The sequence below is a fragment of the Aquibium sp. A9E412 genome, from assembly GCF_030398335.1.
Lineage (GTDB): Bacteria > Pseudomonadota > Alphaproteobacteria > Rhizobiales > Rhizobiaceae > A9E412.
The window spans coordinates 1-21,936 of the sequence record NZ_JAOAOP010000032.1; the positions used below are offsets into that span (position 1 = coordinate 1).

Consider the following 21,936-nt stretch of genomic DNA (forward strand, 5'->3'; position numbering starts at 1 on the left):
CCCGCCACGGCCGCCCGAGAGCCGATCTGCCTTTCACGGATGCGCGGATCGGCTCCGCCTCGTTGTCTTGACGCGTTTGCCGACGGCGAGCCGGTTTCCACGTCGCCCGGAAACGCGCTAGCCGGCGCGGCGCCGGTCCTCCGCCGCGTCCGGCTCCTTCAGCTCGGCGGCGACGGCCGCGCGCAGCGCCGCCATGCGCGCGGCCAGGAAGGGGCTCATGCGCCCGGTGTAGGAACCGGTCTGCGCGGCGTCGAGCCGGTGGCGCAGGCGCTCCAGCGCGGCACGGGTCTCGGGTCTGAGGTCGGGCGAGAACATCGCGGCATCTCCTCGTTCGCGGGTGTTGTCGTTGTCTCGGCGCGCACGGCGCCATCAGGCCGTTTCCCCTCACCGGGCAGATAGGAAGCCGCAGGCAATTGATCCAATCGAAAGGCTTCCCCATATCCGATAGGATTCAGCTATCGAAACCCGGGTCGCTCATGCCGACGCTCAGGCAGTTGTCCTATCTTGTGGCGCTTGCCGAGGAGCGCCACTTCCGGCGCGCGGCCGAGCGCGTCCACGTCTCGCAGCCGACGCTCAGCACGCAGCTCCAGGAGCTCGAGCGCCGGCTCAAGGCGCCGCTGATCGAGCGGCCATCGAGCCGCGTCGCGCTGACGCCGCTCGGCCGCGACATCGCCGAGCGGGCGCGCCGGGTGCTGGCCGAGGTGCAGGACATCGTCGACCTGGCGGCCGCCTCGCAGCACGGCCTGTCGGGCACGCTGAGGCTCGGCGTGCCGCCGACGCTGGGGCCCTACCTGCTGCCGCACATCCTGCCGCGGCTGCAGGCCCGCCATCCCGAGCTCAAGTTCTACGTGCGCGAGGGCAAGCCGCACGCGCTGCAGAGCGACCTGCAGGGCGGCTACTACGATCTGGTCGTCTCGCCGCTGCCGGTCACGCAGGCCGATCTCGCGGTCGAGCGGCTGTTCCGCGAGCCGCTGCTCGTGGTGGCGGCGCGCAACCACCCGCTGGCCGGCCGCCAGCGCATCGACCGCAGCGACCTGGCCGGCCAGAAGGTGCTGGCGATCGAGCCCGGCCACCACCTGCACGAGCAGGTGCGGGCGCTCTGCGACGAGCTCGGCGCGACGCTTCTGCGCGACTACGAGGGCACCAGCCTCGACACGCTGCGGCAGATGGCCGGCATGGGCTTCGGCCTCGCCTTCCTGCCGGCGCTCTACGTGCGCTCGGAGATCGGCGCGCGCGGCGAGGTGGCGGTCATCGCGCTCGAGGGGCGCAGCCTGTCGCGCCAGATCGGCCTGCTGTGGCGCCGCCGCTCGGTGCATGCCGAGCGCTTCGCCGCGCTGGCCGGCGTCATCCGCGCGCTCGCCGGCCAGCACCTGCCCGAGGTGACGGTGACCGGCTGACCCCGCGCCGGCCGCCGCACGTCGTGTGCGGGCGCGACCGCACCGGCGGTGGACATCGGACCGGCCGCGCGCGCACACTGGGCCCGACCCGACACACGACAGCGAGATGCCCTTGCCGCTTTCCACGGCCGGCCGCGCCGGACGGCAGCCGCGACAGTCCCCCCGGAAGCCGCGCCCGGCCGGTGCGCCGGCGGTGCGGGCGCTGGCGCGCGACCTCGTGTCCGGCCTCGACGCGGACGAGCGCGCCGCGCTGTCCCGGCTGGCGGCCGCCCCGCAGGGCCTGGCCGTCGACGCGCTCGAGCCGGCGATGCTGGAGCGGCTGTCGCGGCGCCTCGGCAACTGCCTGAAGCTCGACCCGGCGGGGCCGACCTTCGGCTTCACGACGGCCGATCTCGCGGCCCCGTTCGCCGCTGCGCTGCGCGACGCAGCCCCGCCGCGGTCCAACGCGGCGGCCGGCGGCGCCACGCTCACGGCCATCCGCGCGCTGCTTTCGGCTGGCGACGAGGCCGGCGCGCTGGCGCTGTTCCGGCGTGCCGGCGGCGTCTTCTTCATGCATTTCCACGGCCTCGACGCCTGCCTGGAGGCGGTGCGCGCCTTCCCGCAGGAGATGCGCGAGGGCGAGAGCGCGCTGGTCTTCGCGCTCGCCATGCATGCGCTGAAATCCGGCAATGTCAGCCGCGCGCGCTTCCTGATCGCGCAGCGCTACGGCGCGGAGGCGAACGATCTCGGCCTGATCCTGGCGCGCCCCGGCCGCTTTCCGCTCGACCTGCGGCTGTTCCGCTTCCTGATGGCGATGTACGAGGACACCGCCATCACCGACGCGATGCGCACGCAGCTCTTCGACGCGCTCGGCGAGGTGCCGATCGACGACCACCTGCAGCGCGGCAGCTTCTACAACGCGATGCTGGAGGTGTTCGTCAGGCGGCGCGAGTTCGACGCCGCCGGCGCGCTGGCGCAGCGCGCGCGCCACCACTACGGCCGGGCCGACGCCCACCTGCTCGGCTTCTACATCGATCTCTACCAGGCGATCCTCGCGCTGATGCGCGGCGTGCTGCCGGAGGCGGAGGTGCACTGCCGGGCGGCGGCGGCGGCGCTGCGCCAGGTGCCGTTCGACACCGCCTCGGACGCGCGCCTGCTCGGCCTGGTGCAGGCTGTGCTGCGCTACGAGCGCGGCGAGGTGGAGGCGCTGGTGCGCTTCCTCAACGAGGAGTTCGACAAGTTCGCCTACGGCGAATTGTGGCCGACGGTCGCCGAGCTCGCCATCAACTACGGCGCCCAGGCGCTCGCCCGCCACGTGGCGATCCCCGCCGCGCGGCTGTTCCTCGACAAGTGGCGCATCCAGGAGTGGCGGTCGAACCGCTTCCGGCTGATCATCACGCTGCGCGAGGTGACGATCCTGCAGTCGGGCAACCGCTGGCAGGAGGCGGCCGACCTGCTGGTCGCGGTGCAGGCGCGCATCAACCGCACCTGGGTGGAGAGCGCGGCCGACAGCCTGCTGCGGCTGGTCGACCCGCAGGAGATCGCGCTGGCGATGGCGTGGCTGCGCCACCTGATCTGGGAGGTGCCGAGCCGGCCGATGCTGCGCGAGCAGCTCGCAGAGCTGCTGCGCAACGACCACCTGACCGAGCGCCAGCGCATCACGGCGCTGATCTGGTCGGCGCATGTGGCGCGGCTGCAGCGCGACGTGACGGCCGCGCGCGGCGCGCTCGTCAAGGCGCTGGAGGCGAGCGGCCGGCTCGGCACGGTGATGCCGCTGGTCGAGGAGTCGGGCCTGCTCGAACGGCTGCTCGCCGACAAGCGGCTCGGCCCGTTCGCGCTCGCCTCGGGCGAGGCGCGGACGATCGTGCGCCGGCTCAAGGCGACCGACGCGCCGGTCTCCGAGCGCGCCCGGCGCGCCGGCCTGACGCGGCAGGAGATGAAGGTGCTGACGCTCGCGGTGGAAGGCGGCACCAACAAGTACATCGCCCGCAGCCTCGGCCTGTCGGAGGTCACGGTGAAGTTCCACCTGTCCAACGTTTACCGCAAGATCGGCTGCCGGCGGCGCGCCGAGGCGATCGCAACGGCCCGGGCGCTGGGCTGGGTGGCGTAGGCAGCGCCGGCCGCGGCCGACCAAAACCTATACCTATTTGCACAAACCCTATACTTCGGACGCCTTGATCGGCGGTTCCGGCGGATTCCAGACTGCCCGGCAGAACGCGCGGCGGACGAACCGCCGCCGGGAGGCGGACCGCAGGGCCGATGAACACGACCTATCTCGACGTCCTCGTCAGGCGGATGATCGGCTTCGCCGGCGTCCTGTTCATCCTGTCGCTGATGATCTTCGTGCTCGCCCGCGTCGTGCCGGGCGATCCGGCGCGCATCGCGCTCGGGCCGAGCGCCACCCAGGCGCAGGTCGAGGCGATGCGCCAGGAGATGGGCCTCGACCAGCCGGTCATCGTGCAGTACGCCGACTACCTGACGGGCGCGCTGCAGGGCGACTTCGGCCGCTCGCTGATCTCCGGCAAGCCGGTGATGCCGGAGATCATGGCGCTGCTGCCGGCCACGCTCGAGCTGGTGCTCGTCACCCTTCTCATCATGATCGCGGTCTCGGTGCCGCTCGGCGTCGTCACCGCGCGCTACCGCAACACGTGGATCGACAACACCGGCCGCTTCTTCTCCATCGTCGGCGTGACGATGCCGAGCTTCCTGTTCGCCATCCTGCTGCAGCTCGTCGCGGCCAACTTCATCGCCGACTGGCCGCTGCTCGGCCGCGTCAGCCACACGCTCGACCTGCCGCCCGGCCCGACCGGGCTGCTGCTCGTCGATTCGCTGCTGCACGGCCGCGGCGACGTCTTCGTGTCCGCCCTCAAGCACATCCTGTTTCCCGCCCTGGCGCTGGCCATGGCCGGCATCGGCCAGGTCACCCGCATCACCCGCTCGGCGATGATCGAGCACCAGCGCCGCGACCACGTGCTGACGCTGAAGTCGTTCGGCGTGCCCGACCGGGTCATCATCTTCCGCTACCTGCTGAAGCTGTCGTCGATCGCGCCGCTGACCATCATGGGGCTGGAGTTCGCGTCGCTGATCGGCAACGCCTTCGTGGTCGAGCTGGTCTTCTCGTGGGGCGGCTTCGCCTCCTACGGGCTGGAGGCGATCCTGCAGAAGGACCTCAACGCCGTCATGGCGGTGGTGCTGGTCTCCGGCTTCTTCTTCATCGTCGCCAACCTGGTGATCGACGTCGCCCTGCTCGTCATCGACCCGCGGCTGCGCTTCAAGGAGGCGCGCTGATGAGCCTCGCCGCCGCGCCCGAGCCGCAGACCCTGACGACCCGCTACATGGCGTGGTACCGCTTCACGCGCAATCCGGCCGCCGTGATCGGCGGGCTGATGGTGGTGTCGGTCGTCCTGGCGGCGGTCTTCGCGCCGCTGATCGCGCCCTATCCCGACCATGTCGGCGCCGTCGTCGACTTCCGCAACCGCCATGCGCCGCCCTCGGCCGAGCACTGGTTCGGCACCGACAAGGTGGGCCGCGACATCCTCACCCGCGTCGTCTTCGGCTTCCGCGTGTCGCTGCTGTTGGTCATCGGCGTGCTCGGCGTGGCGGTGCCGGTGGGCGCCGCGCTCGGCCTGCTGGCGGGCTATTTCAGCGGCCTGGTCGAGCGCATCATCACCGGCTTCACCAATGTGATGCTGGCGATCCCGCCGCTGGTCATGGCGCTGGCCATCGGCAACGTGCTCGAGCCCAACCTGGTCAACGCCATGCTGGCGATCACCCTGCTGTGGTGGACCTGGCACGCGCGGCTCGTCTACCGGGTCTCGAAGTCGATCGCCATGGAGGACTACATCGAGGCCGCACGGCTGGCCGGCGCCAGCCACTGGCACGTCCTGACGCGCGAGATCCTGCCCAACTGCGTGTCGGTGATCTCGGTCAAGACGACGCTCGACGCCGCCTTCGTCATCCTGTTCGGCGCGACGCTCTCCTTCCTCGGCCTCGGCGTCAAGCCGCCGACGCCCGATCTCGGCTCGATGGTCGCCGACGGCCGCCAGTTCCTGCCGGAGATGTGGTGGGGCGTGCTGGCGCCGGGCTTCGCCATCTTCTACGCGACGCTCGGCTTCAACCTGCTCGGCGACGGGCTGCGCGACATGTTCGACGTGGAGGCGTGAATGGTCCAGCCGCTGCTCGACATCGCCGGCCTCAACGTCGCCTTCCACACCTACGGCTACCGCGCGCACGTGCTCAAGGACGTGTCGCTGACGATCCCCGAGGGCGGCCGCGTGGCGCTGATCGGCGAGACCGGCTCCGGCAAGTCGGTGACGGCAAAGACCATTCTCGGCACGCTGCCGGCGAACGCGGCGGTGGAAAGCGGCGCGGTGCGCTTTGCCGGGCGTGACGTGCTCACCCTGCCCGAGGCCGAGCGCGACGCCATGAAGGGCACCGCCTTCTCGATCATCATGCAGGACCCGCTGTCCTCCTTCAATCCGGTGTTCCGCATCGGCCGGCACCTCGACGACGTGATGCGCTTCGCCGACCGCCGGCTCGGCCGCGCCTCGAAGGAACAGGAGCGCACGCGCCAGATCCACGCCGTGCTGCGCAAGGTGCAGCTCTCCGACCCCGAACGCATCTGCCGCGCCTATCCCGCGCAGCTTTCCGGCGGCATGCGCCAGCGCGTCCTGATCGCGCTCGCACTGCTGCACCAGCCGCGGCTGCTGATCGCCGACGAGCCGGGCACCGCGCTCGACGTCACCACCCAGGACGAGATCATGAAGCTGATCAACCGGCTGGTGGCGGAGAACGGGCTGTCGCTGCTGATGATCACGCACAATCTCGGCGTGGTGCGCCAGATGGCCGACGACATCTACGTCATGCGGCACGGCGAGATCGTCGAGCACGGCGCGCTGCGCACGCTGTTCACCGCGCCGCGGCAGGACTACACGCGCCAGCTCGTCGAGGCGATCCCGCCGCTCTACGGCCCGCAGGTGACCGACCAGCCGCCGGTCGCCACGCCGCCGATCGTCGAGCTTGCCGGCGTGTGGAAGACGTTCCGCGAGCGCCGCCTGATCGGCCGCGGCAGCGCGCACGACGCGGTGCGCGACGTCAGCCTGTCGATCCGCCAGGGCGAGATCTTCGGGCTGGCCGGCGAGTCCGGCTCGGGCAAGACGACGGTCGCCCGCATGATCATGGGCCTGATCGGACCGAGCGCCGGCACGATCAGCGTCGCGGGCACGGCGCTCGCCGGCACCGTGCGCAGCGAGGCCTTCCGCCGGCTGACGCAGATCGTCTACCAGAACCCGGGAACCTCGCTCAATCCGAAGCGCACGGTCGGCCAGACGCTGTCGGTGCCGCTCACCTTCTCCGGCCTGGAGCGGGCGCGCCACGGCGAGCGCATCACGCGGCTGCTGCGCCAGGTCGACCTGGCGCCGCACTACGTGTCGAAATATCCGCACGAGCTGTCGGGCGGCCAGAAGCAGCGCGTGGCGATCGCCCGGGCGCTGGCCGCCAACCCGAAGATCATCGTGCTCGACGAGCCGACCTCGGCGCTCGACGTGTCGGTGCAGAAGAACGTCATCGCGCTGCTGCAGCGGCTGCGCGACGAGCTCGGCCTGACCTACCTGTTCATCTCGCACGACCTGTCGCTGATGCGCAATTTCTGCAGCCGCATCGCCATCATGCTGAAGGGCGAGATCGTCGAGGAGGGCGAGCCGAAATCGGTCTTCGCCGCGCCCGAGCACCCCTACACCCGCGCCCTCATCGCCGCCGTGCCGGTCATGGCGGAGGAGGAGGAGCGCATGAAACCGTCCGTCAGCCTCGAGGAGAGGCGGCGGTTCCTGGTCGACGCCGTGGCCTGACGGCCGGCCGACCGAAGTCAGAAGGAGAGCTTCGTGTATCGCTTGGGAGTGGATGTCGGCGGCACCAACACCGACGCGGTGGTCATGCACGGCCGCCAGGTGCTGGCCGGAGTGAAGGCGGCGACGACGGAGGACGTGACCTCCGGCGTCCTGGAGGCGCTCGAGCAGGTGCTGGCCAAGGCCGGCGTCGAGCGCGGCCGGATCGCCAACGTGATGATCGGCACGACGCACTTCACCAACGCGGTGATCGAGCGCAAGCACATCAGCCAGGTGGCGGCGATCCGCCTCGGCCTGCCGGCGACGGCCTGCCTGCCGCCGATGGTCGACTGGCCCGACGCGCTGCGCCAGGCGACCGGCGACCTCGCCTATCTGGTGCGCGGCGGCTACGAATTCGACGGCCGGCCGATCGCGCCGCTCGACGAGGCGGAGATCGACCGCATCGCCGACGACCTGGCGGCCAAGAAGGTGAAGGCGGCGGCGATCAGCTCCGTGTTCAGCCCGATCAACCAGGAGATGGAGCAGACTGCGCGCGCGCGGCTGCAGCGCAAGCTGCCCGACCTGCCGGTCGTGCTGTCGAGCGACATCGGCCGCATCGGCCTGCTCGAGCGCGAGAGCGCGGCGATCATGAACGCCAGCCTGCTGGCGCTGAGCGCGCGCACGGTCGACGCCTTCGCCAAGGCGCTGCGCACCACCGGCCTCGACTGCCCGTTCTACATCACCCAGAACGACGGCACGCTGATGGACGCCGAGATGGTCAAGCGCTTCCCGGTGCTGACCTTCGCCTCCGGCCCGACCAACTCGATGCGCGGCGCCGCCTTCCTGACCGGCATCAGGAACGGCATCGTCGTCGACATCGGCGGTACGACGACCGACGTCGGCGCGCTGCAGCACGGCTTCCCGCGCCAGGCGGCCACCGTCGTCGACATCGGCGGCGTGCGCACCAACTTCCGCATGCCCGACGTGTTCTCGATCGGCCTCGGCGGCGGCTCGCTGGTGCGCCGCGACCGGGACGGCGCGGTGACGGTCGGGCCGCAGTCGGTCGGCTACCGCATCGCCAGCGAGGCGCTGGTGTTCGGCGGCGAGACGCTGACGGCGACCGACGTCGCGGTGCGGCTCGGCCAGGCCGGCATCGGCGAGCCGGCGCGCGTCGCCGGCATCGAGGACGGGCTGGCGCGCGAGGCGCGGGCGACGATCACCCGCATGCTGGAGACGGCCGTCGAGCGCAGCCGCATCTCGCCCGAGCCGGTGCCGGTGATCGCCGTCGGCGGCGGCTCGATCCTGATGCCCGACCGGCTCGGCACGCTCGAGGTGCTGCGGCCGGACCATTTCGCCGTGGCCAACGCCGTCGGCGCGGCGATCGCCCAGATCAGCGGCGAGGTCGACCGCATCTACTCGCTGGAGAACGGCCTGACGCGCGAGAGCTGCCTCAAGGAGGCCGAGACGGAGGCGACCGAGCGGGCGATCGGCGCGGGCGCCGACGCGGCGACCATCGAGGTGATCGAGCGCGAGGACGTGCCGCTCGCCTACCTGCCGGGCAACGCCACGCGCATCCACGTCAAGGTCGTCGGCGACATGGGGGGCGTCGATGCTCACCAGGCCTGATCGCCTCTGGACGCTCGGCGAGGAGGACATCGAGGCGCTGGAGATCGGCGCCGCGATCCTCGGCACCGGCGGCGGCGGCAGCCCCTATATCGGCAAGCTGCGCGCCCGCCAGGCGCTGCGCGAGGGCAACAAGCTCAGGATCCTGCCGCTCGAGGACCTGCCGGACGACGCCAAGGTCGTCGCGCTCGGCGGCATCGGCGCGCCGCTGATCTCGCACGAGCGCATCAAGGAGGGTCGCGAGGGCCTGCGCTGCGTGCGCGCGCTGGAGGAGCGGCTCGGCTTCAAGGCCGACGCCATCGCCTGCGAGGAGATCGGCGGCCAGAACGCCATGGAGCCGCTGATCACCGCGTCGCTGGCCGGCCTGCCGGTGGTCGACGGCGACGGCATGGGCCGCGCCTTCCCCGAGATGCAGATGACCACCTACTCGATCTACGGCCACCGCTCGACGCCGAGCGTGATGTGCGACCCGCACGGCAATGTGGTGATCTTCGACCACGCGATCTCGGAGACGTGGCACGAGCGCATGGCGCGCGCCTGCGTGGTCGCCCAGGGCGGCGCCTCGACGCTGGCCAGCGCGCCGATGAGCGGCGCCTTCGTGCGGCGCTTCTCGATCCCCAACTCCTACACCAAGGCGATCGCGCTCGGCCGCGCCGTGCGCGAGGCGCGGCGCCGGCACGAGGACCCGATCGCCGCGGTCTGCGAGAAGGAGAACGGCCGCGTCGTGCACACCGGCAAGATCGTCGACCTGAAGCGCCACCTGCGCGGCGGCTTCGTCACCGGCGAGGCGCTGATCGAGGGCTTCGACGCGCATCAGGGCTCGCGCGGCTCGGTGCTGATCCAGAACGAGAACCTGGTCTTCAAGCGCGACGGCACCGTCGAGGTGGTGGTGCCCGACCTGATCATCATCCTCGACATCGATTCGGGCAACGCGATCACCACAGAGATGCTGCGCTACGGCCAGCGCGTCGCGGTGCTGGCGGTGCCCTGCCACCCGCTGCTCGCCACGCCGGAAGCGCTCGAGGTCGTCGGTCCCAAGGGCTTCGGCTTTCACGACATCGTCTACCGGCCGATGGCCGGCGCACAGCACGAGGAGGCGCCCGTCTCATGACCAAGTACACCGTTTCGGCCGACGAGATGGAGCAGATCGCGCTCGGCGGCGCGTTTCTGGGCACCGGCGGCGGCGGCGACCCGCACATCGGCAAGCTGATGGCGCAGGCCGCCATCGCCGAGCACGGCCCGGTGCGCGTGATCGATGCCGAGGAGGTCGCCAACGACGCGCTGTGCGTGCCGGTGTGCATGATGGGCGCGCCGACCGTGATGGTGGAGAAGCTGCCGCGCGGCGACGAGGCGCGCGAGGCGCTGGCCCAGCTCGAGACCTTCCTCGGCCGCAAGGCCGACGCGCTGATCTGCATCGAGGCCGGCGGCCTCAACTCGACCATCCCCTTCGCCGTCGCCTCGGCGACCGGCCTGCCGCTGCTCGACGGCGACGGCATGGGCCGCGCCTTCCCCGAACTGCAGATGGTGTCCTTCACCATGCACGGCATCGCCGCGACGCCGATGGTGATCGCCGACGAGAAGGGCAACTCCTCGGTCATCAACGCGATCTCCAACCAGTGGACCGAGCGGCTGGCGCGCGCCCAGACCGTGCAGATGGGCGGTGCCGCGCTCGTCGCGCTCTACCCGATGGACGGGGCGGCGATGAAGAAGGGCCTGCTGCGCAACACGCTGTCGCTCGTCAAGGAGATCGGCGAGACCATCGCGGCCGAGCGCAAGGCGCACCGCAACCCGGCCGACGCGCTGATCGCCCGGCTCGACGGGCGGCGCCTGTTCACCGGCCGCGTCGTCGACATCGAGCGGCGCACGACGGGCGGCTTCGCGCGCGGCAAGGCGACGCTGAAGGGCATCGACGCCGACGCCGGCCGCAGCTTCGCGCTCGAGTTCCAGAACGAGTTCCTGATCGCGCGCGACGAGACCGGCGCGGCGCTGGCGACGACGCCCGACCTGATCTGCGCGCTCGACGCCGACGGCGGGCTGCCGATCACCACCGAGCAGCTCCGCTACGGCCTCGGCGTCTCCGTCATCGGCCTGCCCTGCGATCCGCAGTGGCGCACGCAGGCCGGCCTCGACCTCGTGGGGCCCGGCTACTTCGGCTACGAGCAGGGCTTCGTGCCGATCGAGAGGCTGCGCGAGGCCGTCTGAAGCAGACCAACGACAACACCGACCCAGAGGAGAATGCCCATGAAACGGTTCGTCCCCATCGCGCTTGCCGCCGCGCTCGCCGGCACGACGGCGCTGGCCGGCACGGCGCGCGCGCAGGAAGACAGGATCTCGCTGGTCGTCAACGCCGTGCAGATCTTCGGCACCGTCGATCCGGCCAAGGTCAACGACTACACCGAGTACATGGCGATCGTGAACCTGTACGACGCGCTGACCACGGTCGACGCCGACGGCAACGTGGTGCCGCAGCTCGCCGAGAGCTGGGAGGTCTCGGACGACAGCAAGACCTACACCTTCACGCTCAAGCAGGGCGCCACCTTCCAGGACGGCAGCCCGGTCGAGGCCAAGGACGTGGTCTACACCATGCAGCGCCTGCTGGCGCTCAACGAGGGCCCGTCCTACCTGTTCGCCGATCTGGTCGACCCCGACGGCGTCGAGGCGCTCGACGACCGCACGGTCGAGATCACGCTCAACCGCGTCTACGCGCCGTTCATCTCCAACACGCCGCTCATCCTGGTGGTCAATTCCGATCTGGCGAAGGAGCAGGGCGACGGCGAGTGGGCCGAGACCTATCTCGCCGACACCCCGGCCGGCGCCGGCCCCTACCGGCTGGCCACCTGGAACCGCGGCGCGCAGATGGTGATGGAGCGCTACGCCGACTACCACATGGGCTGGCCGAACGAGCGGCCGATCGACGAGCTGCGCTTCGTCATCACGCGCGACGAGGCGACCGTCAAGGCGCTCGCCACCAAGGGCGAGCTCGGCATGTCGTCGCAGTACCAGTCGAACGAGACCTACGAGGCGATCGACGCGCTCGACGACTACAAGATCATCGCCGCCGACACGGCGACCGGCTTCTACATCAAGCTCAACAACCAGGTGCCGCCGACCGACGACGTGCACATCCGCCGCGCCATCGCCTACGCCATCGACTACGACACCGTGCGCGAGGTGATCTATCCCGGCGGCGTGCTCAAGGGACCGCTGGCGCCGGTCTTCGCCGACGCCCATCTCGACAGCCTGCCGGAGCCGGAGTTCAACCTGGAAAAGGCCCGCGAAGAGGTCGCCAAGTCGAAATATGCCGGCCAGGAGCCGATCAAGCTCAGCCACGCCTATGTCGCCAAGACGGCGTTCGAGGAGGAGATCGGCCTCCTGTTCAAGTCGACCCTGGAGACGATCGGCTTCGAGGTCGAGCTGCAGCCCGAGCCGTGGAACCGCATCACCGAGCTCGCCTCAGCGGTCGAGACGACGCCGGATTCCACGCAGGTCTTCTACGGGCCGACCTACCCCTCGCCCGATTCCGTCTTCTACGTGCAGTACCACTCCAAGGCGGCCGGCACCTGGTCGTCGATGGAATGGGTGATGGATCCCGAGATCGACGCGCTGATCGACAAGTCGCGCGAGACCGTCGAGCGCGAGGCGCGCAACGCGATCTACAAGGAGATCCAGGCCAAGCTGCACGAGCGCCAGTCGGACGTCTTCCTGCTCACCCAGAAGAAGCGCTTCGCGGCCAACAACTGCCTGCAGGGCTACGCCTGGGTGCCGATGCAGAGCTGGGACACCGACTTCTCCCGCTTCTGGTGGGACTGCGAGGGCTGAGAGCCGGACCCCGGCGGGGGCGAACGCGCCGGGGCAACAGCGGAACGGACCGCCGGCGCGCTTCCCCAAGGCGGCGCCACGGTTCTCTCCCTGGGCGGCCGGCGACCGCCGCCCCACCTGGAACCGGTCCGGCCGATGCCGGCCGGTTCCTTTTCTTTCGGCCCGCCGCTCAGCCGGAATAGCGGCGCGGATAGGTGGAGATCGCCCGTGCGGCGGTGGTCACGCCGGCCAGCAGCGCGTCGTCGAGGTCGGCGCCCTGCGCCCAGGCGGCGAGGAAGGCGGCGTTGAAGGTGTCGCCGGCGCCCACCGTGTCGATGACGCGCACGCGCGGCGCGGCGGCCCGGGCGCGCCGCGCGCCGGCGCGCAGGAAGGCGCCGGCCGCGCCGTCCTTGACCACCAGCACGGCGTCGGGCCGCATCGCCGCGGCCATCGCCCCGGCCGCCGCCTCGCGCCCGGCGCGGCCCGACCAGCCGACGGCCTCCTCCGCGTTGGCCAGCGCCATGTCGGCGGCGGCCAGCCATTCGGCCATGCGGGCGCGGTTGTCGGTCGTCCAGCCCTCGGGCGGCCAGCCGGGGTCGATCGCGGCCGACCAGCCGCGCGCGGCGAGCGCTGCGATCAGCCGGCCCGTGCCGTCGCGCAGCGCCGGCATCAGGAAGCCGCCGGCGATCAGCGCCACGGCGCGGCCGGCGGGCGCCGCCGGCAGCCGGTCGAGCACGTCGTCGAGGCCGGCCGTCTGCAGATGGCCCGGCGTGGTGAGGAAGGCGCGGTCGCCGCCGCGATGCACGATGCCGACGGTGAGCGTCGTCGGGCCGTGGCCGACGATCCACTCGGTGCTGGCGGCATCGAAGGCGGCGCGCAGCCAGGCGCCGTTGGCGTCGTCGCCGGAGGCGGCGATGTAGCGGTGCGGCACGCCCATGCCGGCGAGCGCCAGCGCGGCGTTGCCGGCCGAGCCGCCCGGCCGCATCTCGCTGCGCTCGACGACGACCTCGGTGCCGACCGCCGGCCAGCCGTCGATCTCGCCGAGCACGAGATCGACATTGGCGTTGCCCAGCACCAGGAGGCGCGGCAGCGCGCGGGCGGTCCTGTCCGCCACGCCTCAGCGCGCCACGAGCGGCACGTAGTCCTCCAGCTCGGGCGCCGGGAAGCGCACCGTCTGGCCGGTCTCGGCCGAGCGGTAGAGCGCCATCAGGATCTCGACCACGGCGAGCCCGTCGTGGAAGCTCTCGGTCGGTCGCTCGCCCTTGCGGAAGCACTCGACCATGTGGCGGTTCTCGTCGGTGTAGCCGTAGACGCCGGCCTCGTCCTCGAGCACCGGCATCAGGCCCTGCTCGGCATTCTGCTTCTCGACCAGGTCCTCGCCCTCGTCGCCGGTGACGGCGCGCGACATGAAGATGCGCAGGCCCGAATTGAGCGAGTTGAACTCCATGGCGTATTCCGGCCCGAGCAGCTCGAGCTGGATGCGCAGGCCGGCGCCGACATAGGCCCACGAGGTCGTCGCCTCGATGACCAGCGGGTTGCCGGCGGCGTCCTCGAGCTCGATCGTGCTGCGGGCGAAGTCCTCGGCCGGCTTGTTGCGGTAGTCGACCTCGCCGCCGTAGCGCTCGGCCAGCAGGTCGGCATAGTGCGGCCGCGTCCACTTCAGGTTGGCGACGGTGCCGTGCACCGCCTTGATGGTGAGCGAATCGCGCGGCGCGCCGGGCTCGGTGAGCAGGTGGCGGGCGACCTCGACCGAATGGCACATCATGTCCGACAGGACGCCGCCGCCCTGGCGCGCGGCCTGCCAGAACCACGGCTCGTGCGGGCCGGAATGCTCCTCCGCCGCGCGCGCCAGATAGGGCCGGCCGGTGGTCGCGGCGGCGCGCCGCCAGATGATCTCCTTGCCGCGGATCACCGGCGTGCAGAACACCTGGTTCTCGAGATAGCCGTGGTTGAGGCCGGCATCCTCGGCCAGCCGCAGCATCTCGCGCGCCTCGCCGATGGTACGCGCCAGCGGCTTCTCGCAGGCGACGGCGAAGACCCGGCTGCGGCCGGCCTTCACCGCCGCGTGGATCTCCTGCATGACGGCGAGACGCGTGTCGTTGGGCGACAGGATCCAGATCGCGTCGACGTCGTCGGCGCAGATCAGCGAGTCCAGGCTGTCATGCGTGCGGCAGTCGCCGAGATCGTGCTCGACGACGTTGCGGGCGAAGCGCTCGCGCCGTTCGGCCGAGCGGCTGTAGACGCCGGTCACCTCGACGTTGCGCACGCCGACCATCGCCTTGAGGTGGAAGCCGGCGATGAAGCCGCTGCCGACGAAGCCGACGCGCAGGCGCTTGATGGGAAATTCCGGCATGATGAGCCCTTCCTTCTGTGTCTATGCGTGTGGCCGCCGGCCGGCGGGCGGCGGCGGCGCGGTGGTGCCGCGCACCTGGAGCGCGGTGTCGAGCACGACCGGCCGGCGCGGTCCGCGGCCGCCCGACAGGATGTCGAGCAGCATGGTCATGGCGGTGCGGCCGATCTCGGTGCGCGGCTGGCGCACGGTGGTGAGCGGCGGGTAGAACGCCTCGCTGAGATAGAGGTCGTCGAAGCCGACGACCGAGACGTCGCGCGGCACCTCGCGGCCGAGCCGGCGCACCTCGTGGATGGCGCCGTAGGCCATCTCGTCATTGGCCGCGAAGATCGCCGTCGGCGGCTCGTCGAGCGCCAGCAGCGCGCGCCCGGCACGGCGACCGCCATCGAGCAGGTAGTCGCCGGGCTGCTCGTAGCCGGGCGGCACGGCGAGCCCAGCTTCGGCCATCGCCGCGCGGTAGCCGGCGCGCCGGCCGCGGCTCATCGGCTCGGGCACCGGGCCGCAGACATGGGCGATGCGCCGGTGGCCGAGCCCGATCAGGTGGCGCACGGCCGCCGCGGCGGCCGCCTCGTTGTCGATCTGCACGTGCGGGAAGCCGCTGTCGGCGATCATCTCGAGCGCCACGACGACCGGCGGCGCCTCGGGCAGCGCGTCGAGCACGGCGGTGTCGGCCGGCAGCTTGCCGGTCATCAGGATCATGCCGTCGGCATGGCCGTCGCGCAGCATGTGGAAGTACTCGACCTCGCGGTCGGGGTCGTTTTCCGTGTTGCCCATCAGGACGGCGTAGCCGGCCGCGCGCGCCGTCGCCTCAACCCCCTTGAGGATGTCGAGATAGAACGGGTTGCCGACGTCGCGCACCACCATCAGCACGGCCATCGCCCGGCGCGTGCGCAGGCTGCGGGCGCTGGCGTTGGGCCGGTAGTTGAGCGTGCGGGCGGCCTCGCGGATGCGCGTGCGCGTCGGCTCGGCGACCAGATCGCCGTCGCCCAGCGCGCGCGAGACGGTGGCCGAGGAGACGCCGAGCATGGCGGCGATGTCCTTGATCTTCGGCCGGCCGTTCATGCCCGCATCGTCCGGCCGCGGCCGTAGAACAACATGAGCACCAGCAGCGTCGCGCCGAACACCATCTGGCGGCCGGATTCGTCGATGTTCACCGTCGTCAGGATGCTCTGCAGGATGACGAGCAGCACCGCGCCGGCCATCGTGCCGGTGTAGCCGCCGCGGCCGCCGGCCAGCGGCGTGCCGCCGAACACCACGGCGATGATCGAGGGCAGCATGTACTGCTCGCCGACATTGGCGAAGGACGAGCCGGAATAGCCGAGCAGGCAGATGCCGGCGATGGCGGCGAACACGCCCGACAGCGTGAACAGCGCCACGCGCATGGTGCGCACCGGAACGCCGGCCATGTAGGCGGCGTGCTCGTTGGAGCCGATCGCGTAGATGCGGTGGCCGAAGACGGTGCGCTTGAGCACGAAGGCCATGACCAGACCGATCGCGATCCACAGCCAGATGATGCCCGGCAGGCCGAGCAGGAAGGGCCGGGTGACGAACTCCGACAGCGCCGGCGCGGCGCGGCCCGAGGGGATGCCCTGGCGGATGACGACCAGCAGGCCCTGCAGCACGCCGAGCATGCCGAGCGTCATGACCAGCGGCGGGATGCGCAGCAGCGTGACGCCGAGGCCGTTGAAGGCGCCGAACAGCGCGCCGGTCGCCACGCAGGCGAGGATCGCCATGGCGATGCCGCCGTCGGCGCCGTTCATCACGTTGCCGGCGACGATGGCGCTCAGCGACACGACGCCGCCGACCGACAGGTCGATGCCCTCGCGGCCGCCGAGGATGACCAGGTTCTGGCCGGCCGCAACGATGCCGAGCAGCGCGGCGACGATCAGCAGGCGCAGGATCTGCTCGAACGAGGCGAAGCCCGGCGACAGCGCCTCGCCGAGCGCCAGCAGCGCGACGATCAGGATCAGCGCGACGACGACCGGCGCCTTCAGCGCGCCGAGCCGCAGCCGCGGGCGCGGCGGCGCATCGCTGCGGGTGGTGTCGGCGCTCATGCCCGCGCCCTCCGGCTGACCATGATGCCGACCATCAGCGCCACGAGGATGGCCAGCCCCTGCACCAGGTTCTGCCACTCCGACGGCGTGCCGACGAAGAAGACCAGCGAGTTGATGAGGCCGATGATCAGCGCGCCGAGCACGGCGCCGATGGCGGTGCCGAAGCCGCCGGACAGGGCGCAGCCGCCGAGCACGACGGCGGCGACCGAAAGCAGCGTCATCTTGCCGCCGACCAGCGGATCGCCGCTCGCCGTGTCGCCGGTGATGCAGAAGGCAGCGAGCGCGGCGAACAGGCCGCACAGCGCATAGCCCTTGATGCGGATCAGCGTCACCGGCAGGCCGCTCTGATAGGCCGCCTGGGCGTCGTCGCCGACGGCCAGAAGCTGCGTGGCGAGCCGCGAGCGGGCGAGCAGGTAGAGGACCAGCGCCAGGCCGAGTGCGAGATAGACGACGAACGGCACGCCGAGCAGCCGGCCGCCATAGGTGCGCCAGAAGACGGCCGGCGCCGGCGTGCCGGCGACCGGCAGCACGTAGAGCGCCAGCCCGGTGAAGAAGATGCTGGTGGCGAAGGTGGCGACGATCGGCTGCAGCCGCAGCGCGGCGACCACGATGCCGTTCGCGAGCCCGCAGGCGAGCCCGACCGCGAGCCCCACGGCGAGCGCCAGCAGCACCGACGGCACGCCGCCGCCGAGCTGCTGCATCACGACGATGATCGTCACGTTGACCAGCGAGGCGATGGCGCCGACCGACAGGTCGATGTCGCTGGCGAACACCACATAGGCCTGCGCCACCGACAGCAGCATCAGCGCCAGATAGGTGCTGAGCAATCCGGTGAGCGCGCGGAAGCTCAGGCTGTTGGGCGCGAAGACGCCGTTGAGCGCCAGAAGCACCACGAGGATGACCAGCGCCGGCAGGAACGGGTAGCGCTCGAACAGCCGCTTGAGGCGGCCGGGCGCCGCGCCGTGGACGGGAGAGGAGACGCTCGCCATCAGGCCGCCTCGTAGGCTGCGTGGTAGAGGTTGTAGCGGGTGCGCTCGTCGCCGACGAGTTCGCGCGAGATGCGGCCGCCGTTGAACACCAGGATGCGGTCGGCATTGGCGAGCAGCTCGGCGTCCTCGGATGAATACAGAACGATGCCCAGCCCCTCGCCCGCCAGCTCGCGGATCAGCGCGAACAGATCGGCCTTGGTCGACAGGTCGATGCCCTTGGTCGGATCGTCGAGCAGCAGCACGGACGGCCGGTCGATCAGCCAGCGGGCGATGACGATCTTCTGCTGGTTGCCGCCCGACAGCGAGCTGACCGGGTAGCCGAAGCCGGCGAACTTGGTGCGCAGCGCCTCGAGAGCCGGGCGCGCCTTGTCGCGCAGCGCACCGGGCCGGGCGAGCACCAGGCGGTTGCGCAGATAGTGGATCGGCATGACGTTCTCGAGGATCGGCCGGCCGGTGATGACGCCGTCGCGGCCGCGGTCGCCCGACACGTAGGCGCAGCCGCGGCGGATCGTCTCGCGCGGGCCGCGCGAGGCGAGCGGCCGGCCGGCCAGGCGCACGCTGCCGGCGCTGTGCGGCAGCGCGCCGAACAGCGCCCGCAGCACCGCCGACTGGCCCTGCCCGTGCAGCCCGCCGAAGCCGAGGATCTCGCCGCGCGCGACGGCGAAGGACACGTCATGGAAGCCGGCGCCGGTGAAGCCCTCGACTTCGAGCAGCGGCTCGGCCCGCCCGCTGGCGACCGCTGCGGCCGGTTGCGGCGCGGCGGCGGCCAGCTCGTCCTTCTCGCCGACCATCAGCCGGATGACGGCCGCCGGCTCGGTGTCGGCCAGCGCCATCGTCGCCACCGTCTCGCCGTCGCGGATCACCGTGACGCGGTCGCCGATGGCGAAGATCTCGTCCATGCGGTGCGAGATGAAGATCATGCTGCGGCCCTCCTGCTTGAGGCCGCGCAGGATGGCGAAGAAGCGCTCGACCTGGGCGCGGTCGAGGGCCGAGGTCGGCTCGTCGAAGATCAGCACCGGCGCCTCGGTGGCGAGCGCCTTCATGATCTCGACGAGCTGGCGCTGGTCGGCGCGCAGCCGGTCGACCACCGCGTCGGCGGCGAAATCGTCGCCGGCGACATCCTCGAACAGCGCGATGTAGCGCTGCGCGCGCTCGGCCAGGGCCCGGCGGTCGACGAACAGGCCCGCCTTGCGCGGCAGGTCGGTGAGGCAGATGTTCTCGGCCACGGTGCGCTGGCCGGCGAGGCTGAGCTCCTGGTAGAAGATGCCGATGCCGAGCGCGCGGGCAGCCTGCGGCCCCGACACGGCCACCGGCTCGCCGTCGAGCAGCACCGCGCCGGCGTCCGGCCGCACGCTGCCGGCGACGATCTTGCACAGCGTGCTCTTGCCCGAGCCGTTCGAGCCGATCAGCACGTGCACCTCGCCGGGCGCGATCTCCAGGTCGCCGCGGCGCACGGCCTGGGTGGCGCCGTAAGCCTTGCTTACGCCGCGCAGGGTGAGCTTGGTCATCGGCTGCGGTCTCCGGAGCGCGGGCCGGCGGCGCGACAGGCCGCGCCACCGGCGCGACTGGTCCCTACTTGAAGAGCTCTTCGGCCTCGTCGATCGAGAGCTGGCTGGTGTAGGAGTAGTAGCCCGGCTTGCCGTCGAGCTCGGCCGCCGCCTCCTCGACGTTGCCGCCGTCGATGAAGGGGATCGGCAGGTAGAGCGCGTTGCCGTACTGGCCGGCGTCGGCGGGCTCCGCGAGCTCGCGGCCCTGCAGCAGGAAGACGGCGACGTTGAGCGCGCTCGCCATCACGCCGGGCGGGTTGACCGAGGCGCCGGAGGTGAAGTCGTTCTCGACCCACAGGTCGATGAAGTCCTTGCGGATCTCGCCGGTGGCGGCGATCTCGCCGGTCTTCTCGGCGTCCATGATCGAGCGCCAGGCGCCGGCGGCCATGCCGTCCTGCACCCACACGCCGTCGATGTCGGGATAGGTGGCGAGCAGGTTCTGCATCGCCTGCTGGCCCTGCGCCTGGTCCCAGTTGGCGTTGACCTCGTTGACGATCTCGATGTCCGGATAGCCGGAGAAGACCTCCTGGTAGCCGGCGACGCGCATCTGGTTGGCCGGATGGCCGGCGACGCCGTTGATGGCGACGACCTTGCCCTTGCCCTCGAGCGCCTCGGCCAGCCACTTGGCGCTCGCCTCGGCCCAGCCCTTCTGGTCGATGCCGACATACATGGCGTCGGGCGAGGAGACCTCGGCGTCGGTCGAGATGACCAGGATGCCGGCCTCCTTGGCCTGGGCGAACACCGGGTCGAAGGCGGTCGGGCTGTTCGGGTTGATGATGATGGCGTCGACGCCCTGGCTGATGAAGTTGCGCACATGGGCGATCTGGCCGGGCACGTCGACATTGGCGCTCTGCACCAGCACCTCGACGTCGACGCCGCGCTCCGACCACGCCTCGGCGGCGGCCTGGGCCTCGTCGATCATCTGCGTGCGCCACTCGCTGCCGACCCAGCCGTTCGACAGGCCGATCGTGTAGTCCTGCGCGGCGGCGAGACCGGCCGACAGGCCGAGCGCGGCGACGCTGGTCAGTGCATAGGCGGTCCACTTCCTCATCGTTTCCTCCCTGAGCAACGGACGATGGGGCGAGTTTAGGCAGAAAATGAAATCGATTACAACGGGGTCGGAACCGTCCCGCGGCGGCGGCGCACCGCCGCATCCCGGCACGGCGGACCGGGCGCGGGCGGCGCGGGGTTCAACGCCAGATTGCCGGCCGCGCGCGAGGCGGGAACGGCGGCCGCGCAACGGTGCCCCAAAAGCCCGACGATCTTTGAAAAATCCGTGCCTTGCGCAATGCCGGGCCGGGCCGTAGCTTGGCCCGCCTCGAGCCGCACCGGTCGGCCCGAAGGAACACGAGAAGGGGTTTCGCCATGCGCCGCATCCTGTCCGCCATCGCCACGGGCCTCGCCGTGGCAGGCCTTTCCGCCACCAGCGCGCTTGCCGAGGAATGGCGCTTCAACAACGGCCTGCCGGAGGGGCGCGAGGAGTCCAAGCAGCTCGACATGTTCGCCGCCGACGTGGCCGAGCTGACCGACGGCGGCCTGACGATCGACGTCTTCCACGGCGGCTCGCTCAACCTGCAGAACAACGACGTGCTGCGCTGGCTGCCCGGCGGCGCCGTCGAGATGGGCCTGGTGTGGGCCAACTACATGGGCCGCGACGCGCCGGCGCTCAACGCCGTGCTCATCCAGGGCTCGGTCGGCAGCTCCGAGGAGCTGTTGCAGGTGATGCCGGAGATCCGCGGGATCTATGCCGAGGAGCTGGCCGAGTGGAGCGTCGTGACCACCGGCTTCATGGCGCTGCCGCTGCTCAAGGCGTCGATCTTCTGCCGCGGCGAGCCGGTCAACACGCTGGAGGACCTCAAGGGCAAGAAGCTGCGCGTGTGGAGCAACGACCAGGTCGAGACCTTCCGCCGGCTCGGCGTGTCGGCGCAGATCGTCGGCCAGACCGAGCTCTACGTGGCGCTGCGCACCGGCGTCGTCGACTGCGCCGTCTACCCGGCGCTGTTCGCGCACACGATCTCGCTGCAGGAGGTCACCGACTACGCCGCCTACCTCTATCCGGTGGCCAGCGTGCCCTACGTGCTGGGCGCCGACGAGGAAGCCTGGGACGCGCTCACCGACGCGCAGCGCGAGGCGGTGACGACGGCCGCCGGGCGCGTGTGGGAGCGCACCAACGACTACTCCGACGCCGACGCCAAGGAGCAGGCCGCCCGCGACGCGCTCGCCGAGCAGGGCGTCGAGTTCCTCGAGCCGTTCCCCGAGGAGGACCGCCAGGCCTTCCTCGAGGCGGCCTCGCAGACCTGGAAGGCGATGGCCGAGGAGGCCGGCGGCAAGGCGCCGGAATACCGCCAGCGCATCCTCGACACGCTGGATCGCTGAG

Annotated in this window: 18 protein-coding genes; 10 read left to right on the top strand and 8 right to left on the bottom strand. The window is 71.2% G+C overall.

The annotated features are described in order from the left end of the window. Positions 1–117 precede the first annotated feature (117 nt). The gene (locus tag N1F89_RS12430) at positions 118–315 is read right to left on the bottom strand and encodes a hypothetical protein (RefSeq protein WP_290084415.1); all 198 of its coding nucleotides are present in this window, start codon (positions 313–315) and stop codon (positions 118–120) included. Between the two features lie 161 nt (positions 316–476). Here N1F89_RS12430 and N1F89_RS12435 point away from each other — a divergent pair, with 161 nt between their 5' ends. The 9 genes from N1F89_RS12435 to N1F89_RS12475 all read left to right on the top strand — a co-directional run bounded on the left by N1F89_RS12435 (position 477) and on the right by N1F89_RS12475 (position 12,640). After that, on the top strand, positions 477–1,397 hold the full coding sequence (locus tag N1F89_RS12435) for a hydrogen peroxide-inducible genes activator (RefSeq protein WP_290084416.1): 921 nt from the start codon (positions 477–479) through the stop codon (positions 1,395–1,397). A gap of 193 nt (positions 1,398–1,590) precedes the next feature. Next, positions 1,591–3,486 (top strand): LuxR family transcriptional regulator, encoded by a 1,896-nt coding sequence (locus N1F89_RS12440; RefSeq protein ID WP_290084417.1) that lies wholly within the window; start codon positions 1,591–1,593, stop codon positions 3,484–3,486. A 149-nt stretch (positions 3,487–3,635) separates the two neighbouring features. After that, positions 3,636–4,664 (top strand): ABC transporter permease, encoded by a 1,029-nt coding sequence (locus N1F89_RS12445; RefSeq protein WP_290084418.1) that lies wholly within the window; start codon positions 3,636–3,638, stop codon positions 4,662–4,664. Continuing rightward, on the top strand, positions 4,664–5,539 hold the full coding sequence (locus tag N1F89_RS12450; RefSeq protein WP_290084419.1) for an ABC transporter permease: 876 nt from the start codon (positions 4,664–4,666) through the stop codon (positions 5,537–5,539). The genes N1F89_RS12445 and N1F89_RS12450 overlap by 1 nt, the downstream gene beginning before the upstream one ends. After that, a complete protein-coding gene (locus tag N1F89_RS12455) occupies positions 5,540–7,222 on the top strand; it encodes an ABC transporter ATP-binding protein (RefSeq protein WP_290084420.1) in 1,683 nt (560 codons plus the stop codon). It abuts the gene before it with no gap. Between the two features lie 33 nt (positions 7,223–7,255). Next, positions 7,256–8,824 carry a hydantoinase/oxoprolinase family protein gene (locus tag N1F89_RS12460; protein ID WP_290084421.1) on the top strand — a complete coding sequence of 523 codons (1,569 nt, stop codon included), beginning with the start codon at positions 7,256–7,258 and terminating at the stop codon, positions 8,822–8,824. Continuing rightward, positions 8,808–9,932, top strand: a complete 1,125-nt coding sequence (locus tag N1F89_RS12465) for a DUF917 domain-containing protein (RefSeq protein WP_290084422.1) — start codon at positions 8,808–8,810, stop codon at positions 9,930–9,932. Before N1F89_RS12460 ends, N1F89_RS12465 begins: the two co-directional genes overlap by 17 nt. After that, a complete protein-coding gene (locus N1F89_RS12470) occupies positions 9,929–11,023 on the top strand; it encodes a DUF917 domain-containing protein (RefSeq protein ID WP_290084423.1) in 1,095 nt (364 codons plus the stop codon). Before N1F89_RS12465 ends, N1F89_RS12470 begins: the two co-directional genes overlap by 4 nt. A gap of 39 nt (positions 11,024–11,062) precedes the next feature. Continuing rightward, positions 11,063–12,640: an ABC transporter substrate-binding protein gene (locus tag N1F89_RS12475; RefSeq protein ID WP_290084424.1), complete on the top strand. Its 1,578-nt coding sequence runs from the start codon at positions 11,063–11,065 to the stop codon at positions 12,638–12,640. 169 nt (positions 12,641–12,809) lie between these two features. Here N1F89_RS12475 and N1F89_RS12480 read toward each other — a convergent pair whose 3' ends face one another. From N1F89_RS12480 to N1F89_RS12510, 7 genes are all read right to left on the bottom strand, one after another. Further along, positions 12,810–13,733: a carbohydrate kinase family protein gene (locus N1F89_RS12480; RefSeq protein WP_290084425.1), complete on the bottom strand. Its 924-nt coding sequence runs from the start codon at positions 13,731–13,733 to the stop codon at positions 12,810–12,812. Between the two features lie 3 nt (positions 13,734–13,736). After that, a complete protein-coding gene (locus N1F89_RS12485) occupies positions 13,737–14,972 on the bottom strand; it encodes a Gfo/Idh/MocA family oxidoreductase (RefSeq protein ID WP_290084427.1) in 1,236 nt (411 codons plus the stop codon). A gap of 21 nt (positions 14,973–14,993) precedes the next feature. Beyond that, on the bottom strand, positions 14,994–16,031 hold the full coding sequence (locus tag N1F89_RS12490) for a LacI family DNA-binding transcriptional regulator (protein ID WP_290084428.1): 1,038 nt from the start codon (positions 16,029–16,031) through the stop codon (positions 14,994–14,996). Continuing rightward, positions 16,028–17,023, bottom strand: coding sequence for an ABC transporter permease (locus N1F89_RS12495; protein WP_290084429.1), 996 nt, complete (start codon positions 17,021–17,023; stop codon positions 16,028–16,030). Before N1F89_RS12495 ends, N1F89_RS12490 begins: the two co-directional genes overlap by 4 nt. Continuing rightward, complete coding sequence (locus N1F89_RS12500) at positions 17,020–18,012, bottom strand: ABC transporter permease (RefSeq protein ID WP_290084430.1); 993 nt, start codon at positions 18,010–18,012, stop codon at positions 17,020–17,022. Before N1F89_RS12500 ends, N1F89_RS12495 begins: the two co-directional genes overlap by 4 nt. Continuing rightward, entirely contained in the window at positions 18,012–19,520 is a 1,509-nt protein-coding gene (locus N1F89_RS12505; RefSeq protein ID WP_290084431.1) for a sugar ABC transporter ATP-binding protein, read from the bottom strand. Before N1F89_RS12505 ends, N1F89_RS12500 begins: the two co-directional genes overlap by 1 nt. 64 nt (positions 19,521–19,584) lie before the next feature. Continuing rightward, complete coding sequence (locus tag N1F89_RS12510; protein ID WP_290084432.1) at positions 19,585–20,610, bottom strand: ABC transporter substrate-binding protein; 1,026 nt, start codon at positions 20,608–20,610, stop codon at positions 19,585–19,587. 314 nt (positions 20,611–20,924) lie between these two features. Here N1F89_RS12510 and dctP point away from each other — a divergent pair, with 314 nt between their 5' ends. Beyond that, a complete protein-coding gene (dctP, locus tag N1F89_RS12515) occupies positions 20,925–21,935 on the top strand; it encodes a TRAP transporter substrate-binding protein DctP (protein ID WP_290084433.1) in 1,011 nt (336 codons plus the stop codon). The last annotated feature ends 1 nt before the right edge of the window (position 21,936 follow it).

Bases quoted from the DNA above. Each gene is read 5' to 3' on its own strand.
- N1F89_RS12450 (WP_290084419.1), top strand. From the start codon at position 4,664: ATGAGCCTCGCCGCCGCGCCCGAGCCGCAGACCCTGACGACCCGCTAC.
- N1F89_RS12430 (WP_290084415.1), bottom strand. From the start codon at position 315: ATGTTCTCGCCCGACCTCAGACCCGAGACCCGTGCCGCGCTGGAGCGC.
- N1F89_RS12435 (WP_290084416.1), top strand. From the start codon at position 477: ATGCCGACGCTCAGGCAGTTGTCCTATCTTGTGGCGCTTGCCGAGGAG.
- N1F89_RS12465 (WP_290084422.1), top strand. From the start codon at position 8,808: ATGCTCACCAGGCCTGATCGCCTCTGGACGCTCGGCGAGGAGGACATC.
- N1F89_RS12490 (WP_290084428.1), bottom strand. From the start codon at position 16,031: ATGAACGGCCGGCCGAAGATCAAGGACATCGCCGCCATGCTCGGCGTC.
- N1F89_RS12470 (WP_290084423.1), top strand. From the start codon at position 9,929: ATGACCAAGTACACCGTTTCGGCCGACGAGATGGAGCAGATCGCGCTC.
- N1F89_RS12475 (WP_290084424.1), top strand. From the start codon at position 11,063: ATGAAACGGTTCGTCCCCATCGCGCTTGCCGCCGCGCTCGCCGGCACG.
- dctP (WP_290084433.1), top strand. From the start codon at position 20,925: ATGCGCCGCATCCTGTCCGCCATCGCCACGGGCCTCGCCGTGGCAGGC.
- N1F89_RS12510 (WP_290084432.1), bottom strand. From the start codon at position 20,610: ATGAGGAAGTGGACCGCCTATGCACTGACCAGCGTCGCCGCGCTCGGC.
- N1F89_RS12505 (WP_290084431.1), bottom strand. From the start codon at position 19,520: ATGACCAAGCTCACCCTGCGCGGCGTAAGCAAGGCTTACGGCGCCACC.
- N1F89_RS12495 (WP_290084429.1), bottom strand. From the start codon at position 17,023: ATGAGCGCCGACACCACCCGCAGCGATGCGCCGCCGCGCCCGCGGCTG.
- N1F89_RS12455 (WP_290084420.1), top strand. From the start codon at position 5,540: ATGGTCCAGCCGCTGCTCGACATCGCCGGCCTCAACGTCGCCTTCCAC.
- N1F89_RS12500 (WP_290084430.1), bottom strand. From the start codon at position 18,012: ATGGCGAGCGTCTCCTCTCCCGTCCACGGCGCGGCGCCCGGCCGCCTC.
- N1F89_RS12445 (WP_290084418.1), top strand. From the start codon at position 3,636: ATGAACACGACCTATCTCGACGTCCTCGTCAGGCGGATGATCGGCTTC.
- N1F89_RS12485 (WP_290084427.1), bottom strand. From the start codon at position 14,972: ATGCCGGAATTTCCCATCAAGCGCCTGCGCGTCGGCTTCGTCGGCAGC.